This window comes from Plantactinospora sp. ZYX-F-223 (genome assembly GCF_039649625.1).
GTDB lineage: Bacteria > Actinomycetota > Actinomycetes > Mycobacteriales > Micromonosporaceae > Plantactinospora.
The window spans coordinates 167,972-184,662 of the sequence record NZ_JBDJAV010000005.1 but is presented as its reverse complement, the minus strand read 5'-3'; the positions used below and the strand labels follow the sequence as shown (position 1 = coordinate 184,662).

The 16,691-nt window shown below is 74.9% G+C and carries 12 protein-coding genes and 1 pseudogene; 6 read left to right on the top strand and 7 right to left on the bottom strand.

Translation table 11 applies throughout. The features are described from left to right. Window positions 1-80: 80 nt before the first annotated feature. The 3 genes from AAH979_RS07280 (at window position 81) to AAH979_RS07270 (ending at window position 2,872) form a co-directional block, all read left to right on the top strand. On the top strand, window positions 81-863 hold the full coding sequence (locus AAH979_RS07280; protein WP_346257249.1) for a TetR/AcrR family transcriptional regulator: 783 nt from the start codon (window positions 81-83) through the stop codon (window positions 861-863). Window positions 864-1,181: 318 nt separating this feature from the next. Further along, the gene (locus AAH979_RS07275; protein WP_346257248.1) at window positions 1,182-1,946 is read left to right on the top strand and encodes a DUF6071 family protein; all 765 of its coding nucleotides are present in this window, start codon (window positions 1,182-1,184) and stop codon (window positions 1,944-1,946) included. Further along, the gene (locus AAH979_RS07270; RefSeq protein ID WP_346257247.1) at window positions 1,943-2,872 is read left to right on the top strand and encodes a glycosyltransferase; all 930 of its coding nucleotides are present in this window, start codon (window positions 1,943-1,945) and stop codon (window positions 2,870-2,872) included. Before AAH979_RS07275 ends, AAH979_RS07270 begins: the two co-directional genes overlap by 4 nt. A gap of 63 nt (window positions 2,873-2,935) precedes the next feature. Here AAH979_RS07270 and AAH979_RS07265 read toward each other — a convergent pair. From AAH979_RS07265 to AAH979_RS07235, 7 genes and pseudogenes are all read right to left on the bottom strand, one after another. Further along, window positions 2,936-3,895, bottom strand: a pseudogene (locus tag AAH979_RS07265) (Gfo/Idh/MocA family oxidoreductase); the annotation flags it as partial. 26 nt (window positions 3,896-3,921) lie between these two features. Beyond that, on the bottom strand, window positions 3,922-4,848 hold the full coding sequence (locus AAH979_RS07260; RefSeq protein WP_346257246.1) for a sugar phosphate isomerase/epimerase family protein: 927 nt from the start codon (window positions 4,846-4,848) through the stop codon (window positions 3,922-3,924). Continuing rightward, window positions 4,848-5,855: a Gfo/Idh/MocA family oxidoreductase gene (locus AAH979_RS07255; RefSeq protein WP_346257245.1), complete on the bottom strand. Its 1,008-nt coding sequence runs from the start codon at window positions 5,853-5,855 to the stop codon at window positions 4,848-4,850. The genes AAH979_RS07260 and AAH979_RS07255 overlap by 1 nt, the downstream gene beginning before the upstream one ends. Further along, the gene (locus AAH979_RS07250; protein WP_346257244.1) at window positions 5,852-7,303 is read right to left on the bottom strand and encodes a hypothetical protein; all 1,452 of its coding nucleotides are present in this window, start codon (window positions 7,301-7,303) and stop codon (window positions 5,852-5,854) included. The genes AAH979_RS07255 and AAH979_RS07250 overlap by 4 nt, the downstream gene beginning before the upstream one ends. Continuing rightward, entirely contained in the window at window positions 7,300-9,732 is a 2,433-nt protein-coding gene (locus AAH979_RS07245; protein WP_346257243.1) for an ROK family protein, read from the bottom strand. The genes AAH979_RS07250 and AAH979_RS07245 overlap by 4 nt, the downstream gene beginning before the upstream one ends. Further along, complete coding sequence (locus tag AAH979_RS07240; RefSeq protein WP_346257242.1) at window positions 9,729-11,981, bottom strand: hypothetical protein; 2,253 nt, start codon at window positions 11,979-11,981, stop codon at window positions 9,729-9,731. Before AAH979_RS07240 ends, AAH979_RS07245 begins: the two co-directional genes overlap by 4 nt. A 4-nt stretch (window positions 11,982-11,985) precedes the next feature. Next, a complete protein-coding gene (locus tag AAH979_RS07235) occupies window positions 11,986-13,344 on the bottom strand; it encodes a cellulase family glycosylhydrolase (protein WP_346257241.1) in 1,359 nt (452 codons plus the stop codon). Window positions 13,345-13,949: 605 nt separating this feature from the next. On the opposite strand from AAH979_RS07235, the gene AAH979_RS07230 reads away from it, so the two are divergent. The 3 genes from AAH979_RS07230 to AAH979_RS07220 all read left to right on the top strand — a co-directional run bounded on the left by AAH979_RS07230 (window position 13,950) and on the right by AAH979_RS07220 (window position 16,636). Further along, complete coding sequence (locus AAH979_RS07230; protein ID WP_346257240.1) at window positions 13,950-15,362, top strand: histidine kinase; 1,413 nt, start codon at window positions 13,950-13,952, stop codon at window positions 15,360-15,362. 42 nt (window positions 15,363-15,404) lie between these two features. Continuing rightward, window positions 15,405-16,010, top strand: a complete 606-nt coding sequence (locus tag AAH979_RS07225) for a response regulator transcription factor (protein WP_346257337.1) — start codon at window positions 15,405-15,407, stop codon at window positions 16,008-16,010. Window positions 16,011-16,138: 128 nt separating this feature from the next. Beyond that, complete coding sequence (locus AAH979_RS07220; protein ID WP_346257239.1) at window positions 16,139-16,636, top strand: Hsp20/alpha crystallin family protein; 498 nt, start codon at window positions 16,139-16,141, stop codon at window positions 16,634-16,636. Window positions 16,637-16,691 lie beyond the last annotated feature (55 nt).

Genomic DNA, 16,691 nt, shown 5'->3' with positions numbered 1-16,691 from the left:
CAATCATGTACGCCGTACAGGGTTACGGCCACAGACTATCGCGTACGCTGTAAGGAATTCAAGCCGGGGAGAATGACGAGGTGACGACGGAGTACAGCGGCAGTGGTGACCCGAAGCGGAGCATGGAGCTGCTCTGGGGCGTACCCGATCGGCCCCGGCGGGGCCCGAAACCCAAGCTCACGGTGGACCGGATAGTCCGGGCGGCGATCGAGATCGCCGACCGCGAGGGGCTGGCGGGCCTGTCCATGCGACGGGTCGCGGACGAACTCGGCGTCACCGCGATGTCCCTCTACACGTACGTGCCGGGCAAGGCCGAACTGATCGACGTGATGGTCGACACCGTGCACGCCCGGACCGTCCGACCGGACGACGACCAGGGCGACTGGCGGAGCCGGCTGGAACGGCTGGCCCGGGAGAACTGGGACCGCTACCGCCGGCACCCCTGGCTGCTCCAGGTCGCGACCAGCCTTCCGGTGCTCGGCCCCAACTCGGTGGCCAAGTACGACCGCGAACTCACCGCCGTCGCCGGGCTCGGCCTGACCGACATCGAGATGGATTTCCTGGTCGGCCTGGTCGCCGACTACGTGCACGGCGCGGTACGCGGCGCCGTGGAGGCCGCCCAGGTGCAGCAGCGCACCGGGATGACCGTCCAGGAGTGGTGGGAGCGCTTCGCACCCCTGCTGGAGCAGGTGTTCGATCCCGAGCGGTATCCCGTGGCGGCCCGGGTCGGCGCGGCGGCCGGTGCCGAGCACAACGCCCCGGCCGACCCGGCCCGCTCGTTCGAGTTCGGGCTGCAACGGGTGCTGGACGGCATCGAGGCGTTCGTGCGAGCCCGGGCCGCCCAGCAGGGGCTTGCCGAGTGACCGTGACGGGGGTCGGCTGAGATCCTTCCGCTTCCGTTGGGGGTGTCCGTGCCGCCGCCGTCCCTCGCCGACCCCGCCGCGCTGCGCCGTGGCCGGGTCGCGGTGTCGCTGCTGTTCCCGCTCTTCGGGATGGCCATCGGCACCTGGACGGCCCGGATCCCCGCGGTCAAGCGGACAGCCGGGCGAACGGCTCGACGGAGAGCCTCCGACACCCCGTTGCCCGCCCCGACGGCGCTTGGATATATTTACCTCCGTCGTCATGTGGGAGCGTTCCCATGGCGGCGCGCCAGCGAGCACGGACGGGGTGAGGTCGGCGGCATGAGCACGATCCGGCTGCTCGTGGTGAACGGCTGCAGCTTCGCCCGGGGTGCCGAACTGGCCGAACCGGAACGGGACGCCTGGCCGGCCGTACTCGGCCGGGAACTCGGCATCGGCGTGGTCAACCTGGCCTGCGACGGCGGCTCCAACCGGCGGGCCGTCCGGACCACGGTGCAGCACCTGGAGTCGATCCGGGCGGCGCACGGGATCGGGTACGACCAGCTCCTCTTCGTCAACATGTGGACCGCGCTGAGCCGCAACGAATACCACGACAGCGGGATCGAGGACGGGCCGGTCCGCCCCGACCTCGGGGTACGCCCGGCGCTCCCCGGCGAGCTGCACTGGCAGCGGGTGGCCGACTGGAAGGCCGCCGAGGGGGACAAGCCGTCGAAGGCGTACCTCCGGCACCTGTTCAGCACCACCGGCGAGACGGTCAACTTCTTCGTGGACTGGCTGCTGCTGGAGCACCACCTCACGGGTCGCGGGGTACCGAGCCGGTTCGCGTTCGCCTGGGAGATCCTGCCCGACCCGATCCCGGCCGAGGCGGTACCGGTGATGCGCGCGCTCCGCGCCGACCTGGTCTTCGGAGCGCTGCCGCCCCGACCGGAGGAGACCTTCCGGGAGATGGTCTTCGGCCGGGTGCCGTTCGGCAACTGGGACCATCCGCTCCGGGAGGGGCACCAGCACTTCGCCGCCGCGATGTTGCGCTGGCTCGACGCTGACGAGCGGCTGCGCTTTCCACTGAGCGGACGGAGCCGCCGATGACCGGACGACCGATGACCGCCGCCGCGCCCGGCGCGGCGGCGGATCCGGCCGGATGGGCCAGTCCCGGGCTGGTGTCGGTGATCATGCCGGCCCGCAACGGCGCCGCGACGATCGGCGCGCAACTGGCGGCGCTGGCCCGGCAGACCTACTCCGGGCGCTGGGAACTCGTCGTGGTCGACAACGGCTCCACCGACGGTACGCCCGAACTGGTCGCCGCCAACGCCGGCCGGCTGCCCGGGCTCCGGCTGCACCGGGCGGGCGCCCGGGCCGGCACCAGCTACGCCCGCAACGAGGGCTGCCGGGTGAGCCGGGGCGAGCTGCTGCTCTTCTGCGACCAGGACGACGTGGTCGCGCCCGGGTGGGTGGCCGAGATGGTACGCGGACTCGCCGAGTTCCCGGCCGTCGGCGGCCACGTCGAACGCCGGCTGCTCAACGACGACGTCTCGCTGGCCACCCGCCCCGAGAAACCGGCCGGCTCGCTCCAGGAAGGATTCGACTTCCTCCCGTACGCGCTCGGCGCCAACTGCGGGGTACGCCGGGCCGTCTTCGAGGAGCTGGGCGGCTTCGACCCCGCCTACCGGTACGGCTCGGACGAGGTGAGCTTCTTCTGGCGGGCCCAGCTCGCCGGGTACCCGATCGGGGCGCTGCCGGACGCCGTGGTGCACTACCGGCTGCGCCGCCGGCTCCGGGAGATGGCCCGGCAGTACTACTCGTACGGCCTCAGCCACCCCCGGCTGTACCGCGACTTCGCCGCCGCCGGGTTACCCCGCTCGATCCGGCCGGCCGCCCGGGAGTGGCGCTGGCTCCTGCGCCACCTGCCCGATCTGGTCCGGTCGCGCACGTCCCGGGCCGTCTGGGTGACCCGGTGCGCGATGCGCTGCGGCCGGATCGTCGGCAGCCTGCGCAACCGGGTCGTCTTCCCGTAACCTCGCCGGCTGGCCGGCAGCCGCCGGACGGCCGTCCGGCGGCTGCCGGTCGTCGTCGGCCGGGTAGCGCACCCCGGTCCGGGCCCGGACCTCGTCCAGGATCCGCAGCACCGCCACGGTGTCGGCCAGGGTGGCGAGCGGGCTCTCGGTCAGCCCGGCCCGCAGGCAGCGCATCACCTCGACCGCCTCGTGCACGAACCCTTCCCCCTGGTAGGGCACCTCGACGATCCGCGGCTCGCCGTCGCCGGAGTGCAGGGTCAGCCGGGCGGGCCGGAAGAACCCCCGGTCCAGCTCGATCCGGCCGGCGCTGCCGCAGACCGTGGCCGTCCACGGCGTGTCGGCGACGATCGAGCAGGAGAGGCTGGCCAGCGCCCCGTCCGGATAGCCCAGCACCAGCGCGGTGGTCTCGTCGATGCCGTAGGGGCTCAGCGTGGCGAGCCCGGTGACCGAGTCGGGCGCCCCGAGCAGCAGGTGGGCCAGGGTCACCGGATAGACCCCGAGATCCAGCAGGGCACCGCCGCCGAGCGCCGGGTCCCGCAGCCGGTGGCCGGGATCGACCGGCCCCACCAGGCCGAAGTCCGCCTGCACCAGCCGGGGCACCCCGACCGCGCCGTCCCGGACCAGGGTGACCAGCCGGCGGATCGCCGGTACGCAGCGCATCCACATCGCCTCCATCAGGAAGAGGCCGGCGGAGCGGGCCCGGGCCACCAGGTCGACGGCCTGGCCGGCGTTGAGGGTGAACGGCTTCTCGCAGAGCACCGACCGCCCGGCGTCCAGGCAGAGCGCGGTGGCGGCGTGGTGGCTGGCGTGCGGGGTGGCCACGTAGACGACGTCGACCCGGTCGTCGGCGGCGAGCCCGGCCCAACTGCCGTGGGCATGCGGGATCGCGTACCGGGTGGCGAACCGCTCGGCCGCCTCCCCGGTACGGGAACCGACCGCCACCACCTCGGCGTCCGGCAGCCGCAGCAGGTCCTCGACGAACCGGCCGGCCATCCAGCCGGTGCCGAGCACGCCCCAGCGCACCGGCCGGACGGGTGCCCCCGGCGCGCTCACCGACCGGACCCCGCCGCTGCGGCCAGCGCCGCCGGCCCGGTCGCCAGTTCCCCGGCCGCCGCCGTCTCGGCCGCCGCGTGCCGGCGCGCGAGGTCGGCGCGGAGCGCCAGGCAGTCGCGTACGTAGTCGCCGGCCCGGGCGATCGGCGGATGCGGGTCACCGTCCCCGCAGTACTCGACGCAGATCGCCGGTACGCCGAGCGAGTCCGCCTTGGTGATCCAGGCGTAGTTGTCCAGCACCCCGTCGGCGGTGTCCACGTTGAAGTCGGCCCGCCCGCCGTCCGGGCGCAGGTTCTTCAGGTGGAAGTAGCCGAGCCGGCCGGCGAGCTGGTCGAGCACGGCCGGATCCCGGTCGGCCGGGCTGACCACGTAGGCGTTGCCCGGGTCCGCCGTGGCGACCACGGCCGGATGGTCCACCATCGCCAACAGCTTCGCGGTGCCGGCCACCGTGTCGTGCACCGAGCCGGGATACACCTCCACCCCCACCCGTACGCCGTGCCGGGCCGCGTACTCGCCGAGCCGGCGGTAACCCTCGGCGGCCCGTTCGTAGTGCACCTGTTCGGCCAGGGCGCTGCCGTTGACCCGCCAGTCGTCCGGATCCCGTTCCAACGTCCCGGACCAGCCGTTGACCAGCTCGATCCCCTGCTCGGCCGCGGCGGAGATGGTCCGCTCGACCAGGGCCAGCGAGGCGGTCCGGGCCGCCGGGTCGTCGCCGACGAAGTCACCGGTGTAGCCGACGCAGTGCACACCCACCCCGTACCGCCGGCCGAGCGCCGCCGCGGCCGCGACCTCGGTCTCGACCCGGGCCGGGTCGAAGTGGAAGTGCACCAGCTCGACGCCGTCCCAGCCGTGCCGGGCGGCGACCGCGAAGACGTGCCGCAGGGGGTACCGGCGGAAGGTGTAGCTGTGCAGGACGAGCTTCATCAGTTCTGCCCTCCGGTCAACGCCAACCGCACTCCGCCGTTGGCGACGCTTCGTTCGAGTGCGTGCAGCACCCGCAGGTCCCGCAGTCCACGGGCGACACCCACCTCGGCCGGTACCGGCTGCCCCGCCGCGCTGGCGGCGAACGCCCGGTACTGGGCGAGGTACGGATCCACCGGCTCGGGGCGCAGCCAGCGCCGCCCGCCGTCGGCACAGACCAGCACCGATCCGCCGGAGTCCATCGCCCACGAGTTCCGGACCACCAGCAGGCCCCGCTCGCAGACGACGGTGTAGCGCGACACGCCGGTCTGCGGTGGTTCGGTGAAGGACGACTCGACCTGGAGCCGCCGCTCCTCGCCGAACCACACGGTCGCCTCGACGAAGATCTCGGTCTGCTCCCGGTCGCCGGCCGGATAGCCGGTGGCCCGGCAGGCGGTCGGGGCCGCGTCGAAGACGTCGACCGCGGTCAGCAACGGATAGACGGCCAGGTCGCCGAGGCAACCGAGGCCGCTCTCGGCCCGCCGGTTGCGCCAGTCCCCCTGCCGGTACCCCAGGTGGCAGGCGGAGATCGATCGGGGCGCGCCGAGCCGCCCGGAGCGGACCAGCTCGACCACCGCCCGGTTGTAGGCGTTGTACCGGGACATGTAGCCGACCATCGCCGGTGCGCCGGAGGCCGTCGCGGCGCGCAGGATCCACTGTCCACCCGCGACGGTGTCGGCGAGCGGCTTCTCCACCAGGGTCGGGATGCCCCGGGCCAGCGCCCGGCAGGCGTACTCGGCGTGCCGCCGGTTGGGCGTGGCCACGTGCACCCCGTCCAGCGGCGTACGCAGGAAGTCCCGGACGTCCGTCCCGGCCCAGATCCCCGGCGCCTCGGCGGCCACCGCCCGCAGCGCCGCCTCGTCGCAGTCCAGTACGGCGACCAGGCGCAGGTCGTCGGCGGCCGCGATCGCCGGCAGCAGCGCCCGCCGGGTCAGGAACCCGGCGCCCACGATGCCGATCCGGAACGTCATCGGACCCGCTCCGGCCTGTCGTGCCAGTGCAGCAGCAGGCTGCGCGGGGCGAGCGACCGGTGGGTGGCACCGGCGATCGCGTCCAGGGTGTGCCGTTGGGCCGCCAGGGCACCGTCCAGGGCCGGGTCACCGGTGCCGACCGGCCGGGCCGGAGCGAGCAACACCGCCACCCCGACCGAGCGGGTGTGCCAGACCAGTTGGTAGGAGTGGTGGTTCCAGCCGCTGCCCTCGTGCACCTCGACGGGGCGGCCGAGCCGCCGCGCCAGCCACTCCGCCCCGACCGCACCGGCCGGGCCGGCGCCGTAGCCGACGACGTGCACGGCGGTGAGGTCGGGCCGCTGCGCCAGCCAGCCGCCGAGTACTCCGGCCAGTTCGTCACCGCTGGCCACCGCGCCGGCCCCGGCGGGCCGGTCGGCGGCGGTCGGGTTCACCGGCAGCAGCCGCTTGTAGTGCTGCACCGCGTCGTGGGTGGCGAACCGCAGCCCGTGCCGTACCGCGACGCAGGCCACCAGGGCGGCGACCGCGTAGCAGGCGGCCATCGCGGCGGCGACCGCGCCGGCCGGTCCACCGGGCCGGGACAGCCCGGAGATGCCCGCCGCGACGTCGACCACCAGCGCACCGGAGGTCGGCTCGGCCGCCACGTCCGGCCACGGCCGGAACCGCTCGGACTTGCCGCCCCAACCCTGCCGGGCCGCCTGGAGGGTCCAGAGTCGCAGTCCCGGGCCGGCGCCGGGCGGCAGCCGGAACAGCACCCGGGGCCGGCCGGTCGCCGGCAACCGGGCGGACTCCTCGCCGGCCCACTCGCCGATCGTCCGGGCCGCACCGGCGAACGCCCGGTAGGTGTCGTCGAAGTGCGGCCAGCTCAGCATCCGGGCCGCGAGCAGCGCCGGCACCGAGAGCGGGGCGTGGTAGAGGGCCACCTGGTCGGGCCCGCCGCCCACCGAGAGGGTGCCGCCGCGCTCGCAGAGCCAGGCCGGGGCCGCCCCGCCGGTCCGGTGCCGGGCCAGCGCGAGGGTGGCGGCCAGCAGCCGGGTTTCCCGGGTACGCCCGGAGGCGCTGACCGCGAACCCGGCGACGGCTCCCCGCCCGCCCGACTCGCCGAGTGTCCGGTGCACCGTCGCCGGGTCGAGGGAGTCCAGTACCCGGATGACGGACTGCCCCGGCACCGCCTCGCAGATCGCCCGCAGCCCGAAGGCCCAGCCCCCGGTGCCGGCAAAGACCGCCCGGCGGCAGCCGCGCAGCAGCGTACCGCCGCCCCGCTCGGCGGTGAGCCGGGAGACCCGGGGCCAGGCGGGCGGGCGTACCCAGCCGAGCCGGGGCACTCCGGCGAGGCTGGCCAGCGCGGCGACCGTACCGGCCGGCCCGTGCCGGTCACCGCTGGCGGCGGCCCGCACGTACGCCCACAGCTCGGCGCCGCTCGGCTCGGCTCCCCAGTGCCGCGCGGTCACGGCGTACCCCGTCGTCGGGCCGGTACCGGGGGAGCCGGGGCCACCACCGTGCCGTCGAGCCGGAAGTCGACCACGACCCGCAGCGCCGAGCCGCCGGCGACCGTACCGTGGTCGAGCAGTTCGGTCGCCACACCCGGCAGCGCGGGCAGCGAGACGAGGTGGCTGACCAGCGGCGCCAGGTCGAGCGCGGGGGTGGCCGGAGAGGTGCCGCCGGTGAGCAGTTCGCGGGCGGCGGTGAAGTCGCCGGGCCGACCGCCCCGGGAGCCGACCACGGTGCACCGGCCACCGGCCGGATTCCGCACCACCCGGCGTCCGCCGCCGGCCCGCACCGGCCCCGGGTCCAGCATCGTGCCGCCGCCGACCTGGAGCAGCCGGCCGGGCCGGAAGCCACCGAACAGGTGCAGGCCGGCCCCGTCGGCCAGCGCCGGCCAGCTCAGTTCGGCCGCCGCCGGCCCGCCGTCACCGGCCACCGCCAGCACGGCCAGCTCGGCGCCCCGGCCGCAGGTGGCCGAGCGGACTCCGGCGGCGAGTCCGGGGGCGAGCGGCAACACCGCGTCCGGGGCCGGCAGGCCACGCTGGACGGCGGCCCGGAGCCGCCGGTCGGTCCGGGCGGCCACGGTCACCGTACGGGCGCCGCGGGCGCGGGCGACGGCGACGTGCAGCAGGCCGAGTACGCCGGCACCGACGACGAGGACGTCCCGGCCGGCCCAGTCCCCGGCGAGGGTCCGGTGCGCCCGCAGCACCGCCGCCAGCGGCTCCAGCAGCACCCACTCCGGGCCGCAGCCCGGCGGCACCCCGACGAGCTGCCCCTGGGCCAGCGCACCGAGGTCGCTGACGAGGAGGTCCCGGAACACCCCGGGCAGGTTGTGACCGAGCTTGAGGTAGTCGTCCGTCGGGTGGTTGGGGTTGAGCGTCACCAGGTCACCGGGGCGCAGGCCGGAGACGGACGCGCCCACCTCGACCACCTCGGCCACGCACTCGTGCCCGAGCACTCCCGGCTCCACGCCCCGTTCGCCGCGCAGGATCTCCAGGTCGGTGCCGCAGAGGCCGGCGTACCTGGGCTTGAGCAGCAGTTGCTCACGGCCGCAGCGCGGCCGGGTGCCGGTGGTCAGGACGAGCCGCGCCTCGCCGACCGGCTTGACCACCTCGCGGGTCTCGGCCTGTCGCGCGGCGAGGTAGCCGGCCATCCCGGCCAGGGTGGCGTGCTCGGCGTCGCCGGGTACGTGCAGCAGCCCGGCCCGCTCGGCGGCCGTCCAGCCGGAGAACCAGCCGGCGTCGACCCAGAGCCTCGCCAGCCACTCGCGCAGCGCGGCGAACCAGGGCGCGCCGACACCGTGCGCGAAGCCGCCGACCACCACCACCGAGCGGAGCCCGAGCTGCGCGCAGACCTGCAACAGCGCCACCGCGAGGTGCCGGGTCGCCGCGTGCAGCAGGTCGGTGACGAACGCGTCGCCGGCGCGGGCGGCGTCGGCGAGCGCCCGCCCGTCGATTCGGTCCGGATCGCCGCCGACCATCCGGTGCAGTACCGAACCGGCGAAGTCGGCCGGATCCCGCCGGGCCCGCCGGACCGCCGCCCGCACCACCGCCGGCCCCGAGCTGTACGCGCAGAGGTCGGCCACCGCGCCGCAGTCGCACCACGGCAGGTCCAGCCCGGCCAGTTGCTCGCGGGCGGCCCGGTCCCCGGCGGCGGCGGCCCGGCCGAGCCGGGCGGCACCGGCCGGCCCACCGGGCACCGCGTCGAGCCGGCTCGGCTCCACCGGCACGTGCCCGATCTCCCCGCCCAACCCGGCCGGGTCGGCGAGCACCTTGGCGGTGCCGGGAAGCCGGTCGTCGAAGACCTTGACCGCCACGCCGGTGCTGACGGTGAGCAGGGCGAACCGGCCGAGCCGCCGGTAGTGCCAGGCCGCCGCGGCCACGTCGTTGAGTACGGTCACCCGGGCCCACGGCAGCCGTGCCCGCAGCGCCGCCCGTACGTCGTAGCCGGCCGACTGCGCCTGCCAGAGCACGCTGGCGTCCCGGACCACCCCCTCGGCGGTGACCACTGCACCGAAGGCGACCCCGACCTCCCGCCGGCCGGCGGGTTCGGCGGTTCGGTGCAGCCGGTCGGCCTCCTCGGCGATCCGGTCCAGCAGCTCGTCGCGGACGGCGGCGAGCGGAACGCCCGGCCGGCCGCGCCGGTTCGGGGTGGCGAACCGGAGCACCTCGCCGACCAGCCGTCCCGCCTCGGCCAACGCCAACCGGGTCCAGGTGCCGCCGACGTCGACCACCACGCCCCGCTCCGCCGTCGCGGCAGCTTCCGGCCACCCGTCCTGCTCCGCCCCCGCCGTGCCACCCGGCCGCCGCTGCCGCTCCGGCCCCGCCGTCCCGCCCGGCCGCCCGTCCTGCTCCGGCACGTGCACCTGGCCGTCCTGCTCCGTGCGTCCGGTCACGAGTCGCTCCACGCCCGAGCCGCCGCCGGTTCGCCGGCTCCGGTGGTCGGGGTCGGCGTACCGGCCCGGCGGCACAACACCGACCAGGCCCGGTGCAGGTCCGCCGCGCCGATCTCGTCGATCGAGTCGACGAACCCGCCGACCCCGATCCCGACCGGTACGGCCAGGTGCAGCTCGCCGCCCTTGTGCGGCAGTACGTGGGTGCGCAGCGCCCGCCACAGCTCGGCGGCGTCGCAGCAGTCGTCGTACGTCGGCAGCCCGATCCGGCGCAGCAGCGTCTCGGCCCGGTCGGCGACGGTGTACGGCAGCCGCCCGGCGGCCACGCCAAGCCGGCAGGAGAGCGCCATTCCGACCGCCACCGCCTCGCCGTGCCGGAGCCGGTAGCCGGACCGCTCCTCCAGCACGTGCCCGAACTCGTGGCCGAAGTCGGCCAGCCGGCGCAGCCGCCGCTCCCAGGGGTTCTCCTCCAGCTCGACCAGCATCGCGGCGACCGCGCGCCGGAGCACCTCGTCGAGCACCGGGGCGGCGCCGGGGTCGCGCAGCACGGCGTGGTGCTCCTCGACCAGGGTGTAGAGGCGGGCGTCCCGGACCAGTGCGATCTTGACGATCTCGGCCAGCCCGCACCGGAACTCGGCCTCCGGCAGGGTCGCCAGGAACCCGGCGTCGCAGAGGCAGGCCAGCGGCGGGTGGTACGCCCCGAGCAGGTTCTTCCGGCCGTCCAGGTCGACGCCGACCTTCAGCCCGACCCCCGCGTCGACCAGCCCGACCAGGGTGGTCGGGACGCGCAGGTACGGCGTACCGCCGGGATGGCAGGCCGCGACGAAGCCGACCAGGTCGAGTACGGTCCCGCCGCCGACCGCCAGGATCCGGTCGGCGGGGCCCAGGCCGAGCCGGCGGACCCGCCGCAGCAGCCGGCCGGCGGCCTCGTAGGTCTTGCCCCCGGGCGAGCTGCGCACCGGCAGCACGGTGCAGCCGGCGAGCCGACCCTGCCGGTACCGCCGGGCGAGCGCGTCCCGGACAGCGGCGGTGACGGTCGGCGAGTAGTCGTCCACCACCGCCAGCACCCGGGCACCGGCCGGCAGGTAGCCGGAGAGCACCGGGTTGTCCGGGGCGAGGACCCCGGCGGTGAAGGCGACCCGGTAGCCCAGCTTCCGGATCCGGTGCGCCCGGACCGGTGCCGGCACCGGCGGCCACCACCCCGGTCCCGTTCCCGGCCCCGGTACCGCCGACGCCCGCGCCCCCGACACCGACGGCGCCACCGGCACGCCCGACACCGACGGCGCCACCGGCACGCCCGACACCGACGGCGCCACCGGCACGCCCGACACCGACGGCGCCACCGGCACGCCCGACACCGACGGCGCCACCGGCGCGCCCGACACCGACGGCGCCACCGGCACGGCGGATGCCGAGGGCACCACCCCGGCCGCGGATGCCGAGGGTGCCCGGGGTGCGCCGGGTGCCGGTGGGGGTGGTGGCCAGATCCGGCTGGCCCCGGAGCCGTGCCGGTGCAGCAGCCGGGCCACCGCGGCCAGCGCCGCCTGCCGGATCAGGGCCGGCTCCGCGGCCAAGTCGAGCCGGCCGGCGAGTACGTCGTCGTAGCCGGCGAGGTGGCGGATCCCCGACTCCTCGTCTGGGCGTACCGGGGTGGGATCGGCGAGCAGGGTGTCCACGTCGACCAGCAGTACGGGATCCCGCGTCTCGGCGGCGAGCGCCGGTTCGCCGGCCACCACCCGGGTGCTCCAGTGCAGCGAGGCCAGCAGCGACGGCAACTCGTCGTGCATCCGGACCACGTGGGCGTACCGGCGGTACATCGCGGCGGCCAGCGCGGTGGTGGCGGTTGCCGCCGGCCCGGCGAGGGAGACGAAGGCGTCCCGCCGGCCGAGCCCGGTCGCGACGGCGGCCCGCACCACCGCGCGTACCGGATCGGGGTTGCCCGGCGCGGCGAGGTCGCCGGCGTCGACCGTCCGGTGCTGGTCGAGCACACCGCGTTCCCGCCAGTAGCCGAGGTAGGCGTCGAGCCGGCGGCCCTGCTCCGGCCGGTCGCAGACGGCGAGGATCCGGCGTGCGCCGCCGAGTGCCCGCAGCAGCGTGACGTCGCCGGGGCGCCACAGGTTCCGCCGCATCCGCAGCTCGAAGGTGTCGATCAGCTCGGCCCGGAGCGTGTCCTTGCGCCCGGGCGGGGGTGCCGCCGGCCTGGGCAGGTCGCGGGGCCGGGCCAGGGCCGGAGCCCCGGTGGTCGACGACATCGCCTCACACCGGCGCCTGCCGGGCGCAGGCCCGGCGCAGCAGCTCGACCAACGGCTGGCGCGGCCGGCACCGGTCGAACCGGAACGAGGCCATCATCTCGTCGATCGCCGACTCGTCCATGCCCCGGAACAGCTCGCCGAACTCCGGCAGCAGCGCCTCGGCGAAGAGGATCTGCGGCACCAGCCGGCCGATCAGGAACTCGCTGCCGAACGGAAACGGCAGGTAGTCCGGGAACTCCCGGGCGAAGAGTTCCTTGAGCGGGCGCATCACCTGCTGGATGTGGTCGTGCCGGCCGCCCCACAGGTCGACGCCGAGCCGGGCCTTCTTCTCCAGTACCGGCCGGATCCGGCGCATCCACGGGCTGTCCGGGTCCACGGTCAGCGGCGCCGCCACCCCGATGTCCTTGTACGGCCAGAACGCCCAGTTGGCCCGGTGTCGGGTGTAGATCTCGAACTGGTCGGCGAGCAGGTCGAGCCGCATCCGGTCCCGTTCGGGCTCGCCGGTGAAGACCGCGTTGAACTCGCCGACGTAGACCGGGGTGCCGGTGCGGAGCATGTACTCGCTGCGCTTGAGGTACGTCCGCTCCAGCACGCTCGCGTCGAAGTACTGGTCGCGGGACTGGTCCGGCAGCAGGATGCCGTGCTCGTACCCGACGCCGTCCGGGGACTCCCAGACGTGGGTCAGGTACGCCACGCCGGGGTAGCGACCGTCCGGGACGTAGCCGGGCGGCGCGTAGTCGTGGTGCGAGTAGATGACGTTGGGCAGTGGTTCGCCGTACACGTCGAAGTCGTTGGAGTAGCGGTTGCCCTCCAGGATCACGATGTGCTCCGGGTCGACCTCGCGGATCGCCTCGACCAGCCGGCGGGAGTACGGCCCGATCACCTCCCCGCTCGGGTCGGCCGGCTCGTTGACCGGGTTGTACCCGGCCACCCACGGCTCGTCCCGGTAGCGGCCGGCGATCTCCCGCCAGAGGTGTACGACCCGGTCCTGGAAGTGCGGGTGCTGCCAGAACTGGGCCACGTGGGTGGGGTTGTCGCTGTGCCAGTCCTGGTTCTGCCAGCCGGGCAGCGCGTGCAGGTCGATGATGGTGCGTACGCCGCACGCGGCGAGCAGTTCTATCGCCCGGTCCAGGTGGCGGAAGCCGGACTCCACGATCTCGAACGGTCGCCGGTCGTCCTCCAGGTGCCGGTAGTTGACCGGGATCCGGACCACGTTGCAGCCGAGCTCGGCGATGAACCGGGCGTCGTCGGCGGTGAAGAAGTGCTCCAGGAAGCGGTCGAAGAAGAACGCCGCCCGCTCCGGGCCGAGCACGTCCCGCACGGCGGCCCGCATGCCCTGCTCGTACGCCGGGAAACCGGTCATCCAGTTCTCGAAGTTGAGCCAACCGGCGAGGCCAATCCCCCGCCAGATAACCGGCTGTCCGTCGCCGTCAACTATTTGATCGCCATTGGTCCGGAGAAATCCTCCGGGGCATGCCAAAGCAAACCGGGACACGGACATGCCACCCCCTGCCTTTCCCGTCGTCGGGTGCATTGCCCGTTCGGATCGATATTGACTCAATACGATGGGACGACAATCGTCAAGGGGTCGAGCATGATCAAATGGACGCGCTCCCACGGCATACCTGTCGAGCCCGGAGCGTTGCGACGTGAGCCGGAGGAGTCAGCGGGGCCAACCGCTCCAGGGTGTTGCCGGACACGATCCGGGACGATATTTTGCGCGGGGATGTTAGCGATCCCACCTACCGGTCCCCGCCGCACACCCCTCGGGGGGAAAATGGTTTGGCCACGAACGTTGAGGTCAGTCCTATCCGTCGTACGGCGCCTGATGAGGCGCCGTCGTCGCCGCAACCACCGTGACCCGTTTCTCTACAAGTGAGGTACGACGCGAATCGGGAATCAGCCGCCCCGGCGCGGGTGGAGACGGGCGGCCGGCATCGCTCGGGCCCGGGGACATAGCATCGGCCGATGGCGAGCCCTTCCGACCCGCCGGGGCGTGATCCACGGCTGCGCCGGCCCCGGATCGCCACCCTGGTCGCGCTGGTCAGCACGCTGCTGACCGCCCTGATGATGCCGGGGATCGGACTGGCCCGCGAGCCGGATCCGGTGTGGACCGTGCTCGGCTCGGTCGGCATCGTCGCCGTAGCCACCGCCCAGATCGTGGCGCTGTACGTCCTGCTCACGCCCTGGCTGACCACGTCGGCCCGGCGCCGGGCACTGGCCGGGTACGCCGGAACCGCCGTCGCCTCCGTACCGCTGGTCGGCCCGGTCGCGGGTGGGCACTGGCCGACCTGGGCCTGGCTGGGCGCCTCGATCGTCGGCACCGCGCCGCTGCTGCTCGGCCGCCGGACCGCGACCCTGGTGGTGGCGGCGACCGTCGCCGTGGCGGTCGGGGTGGCCCGGTGGACCGGGGGCGAGGTGTCGGACCACCTGCTGATCACCGGTGGCATCGGGCTCTCCGTCGCGGCGATCGGCTGGTTCCAGGTGTGGTTCTGGGACCTGCTGGTGCAGGCGCAGCAGGGCCGGAGCGCCCAGGCCCGGCTGGCCGCCACCCAGGAGCGGCTCCGGTTCGCCCGGGACGTGCACGACCTGCTCGGCCACCACCTCTCGGTGATCGCGCTGAAGGCCGAACTCGCGGCCCGGCTCGCCTCGGTCGACCCGGAACGGGCCGGGCGGGAGGCGGCCGAGGTGCAGCGGCTGGCCGTCTCGGCCCTGGCCGAGGTACGCGAGGCGGTGCACGGCTACCGCGTGGTCGACCTGCGCGAACAACTGGCGGCAACCGCCGAGGTACTCCGCTCCTCCGGCGTACGCTGCACGGTCGCACAGCCGCCCGATGAGGTACCGGCGGAGGTCGCCGCCCAACTGGCTCCGGTGTTGCGCGAGGCGAGCACCAACCTGCTGCGGCACAGCCGGGCCACCTGGTGCACGATCGAGGTCGGGCGGGACGCCGACCGGTTCCGGCTGACCGTCGCCAACGACGGGGCGGGACCGGCCGCCCCAGACCGGCACAGCTCGGGGCTGCGCGGCCTCGCCGACCGGCTGGCCGACGCCGACGGAACACTCCGGACCGAGCACCGCGACGGCGTCTTCACGGTCGAGGCCGTCGTGCCGGCCCCGGACACACTGGACGGGGCGGAGCGGGACGGGCTGGACGGGGCGGAGCCGGATGCGCTGGGCGGGACGAAGCCGGACGGGCTGGCCCCCGATGCGCTGGACGGGGCGGCCCCCGGCGGGATGGAGCCGCAGGTTCCGAGACCACGGACGGAGGGCAACGGCGGTGGACGGGGCAACGGCGATGGACGTGACAACGGCGGTGGACAGGGCAACGGCGGTGGACGGGGTAACGGCGGACACGACGGCGGCGGTGGACAGGTCGGGTGAGTGGTGCGCACCGGCACCGGTACCGGCGGGGCGGGGGCGGGCATGATCCGGGCACTGCTCGCCGATGACGAGGAGCTGATCCGGGTGGCGGTCGCCGCCCTGCTCGAGCTGGAACCCGACATCGAGGTGGTGGCACAGGCCGGCGACGGCCGGACGGCGGTGCAGGCCGCGCTGGCACACCGGCCGGACGTCGCGGTGGTCGACCTGGAGATGCCGGCACTGGACGGGCTGGGCGTCGCCGCCGAACTGGCCAGGACGCTGCCGTCCTGCGCGGTGGTCATCCTGACCGGTCGTGGCCGGCCCGCGCACCTGCGCCGGGCACTCACCACCGGCGCCCGGGGCTTCCTGGCCAAGGGCGCCCCGGGCGGCGCGCTGGCCGACGTCGTCCGGCGGGTGCACGGCGGGGCACGCTACGTCGACCCGACGCTGGCGGCCGAGGCGCTGATCGCGCCCGAGTGCCCGCTGACTCCGCGCGAGTTGGAGGTACTCCGGCTGGCCGGTACCGACGCGACCGTCTCGGCCGTCGCCCGGCGTACCTCCCTGTCGCAGGGCACGGTACGCAACCACCTGGCTGCCGCCGTCGGCAAGCTCGGAGTCGCCAGCCGGGCGGAGGCGTACCGGATCGCCACCGACAACGGCTGGCTCTGACCGGCCGCCGCCGGTGGAACCGTCGTCGGGAGGAAACCGAGACGGGCCGGGAATTGAGTCGGGTCGACTCAAGTTATCCCGGGTGCCGGTCGGGACGACCGGCCACATAGCACCCGAGGAGAGCACCCATGAGCACCTTGTCGCTGTGGACCCGGCGGGACCCGTTCGCGGAGTTCGACGCCCTGGTGCGCAACGCCTTCGGCACCACCACCGGCTGGCCGACCGCCCGGTCGACCGGCTTCACCCCGCCGGCCGAGATCGTCCGGGACGGCGCCGACGCGGTCGTCCGAGTGGAGCTGCCCGGGGTCGACGTCGAGCAGGACGTGACCGTGGAGGTCGACTCCGGCCGGCTGGTCGTCCGGGGTGAGCGGCGTGACGAGCGGGCCGAGGAGCGGGACGGACGCAGCCTGCGCGAGGTCCGGTACGGCTCGTTCCGGCGCGCGTTCCGGCTTCCCGCGCACCTGACGGCGGACGCGGTCACCGCCTCGTACGAGGCGGGCGTACTCCAGGTCCGGGTCGCCGGCGCGTACGCCGACGGCACCGGCGGGGCCCGCCGGATCGCCGTCACCTCCGGCAGCCCGGCCACCTCGGCCCTCGGTTCGGGCGAGGCGCAGCCGACCGCCTGACCCACTCCCACCGATACCGCACCCCGCGGGCCCGGCCGGATCCCGGTCGGGCCCG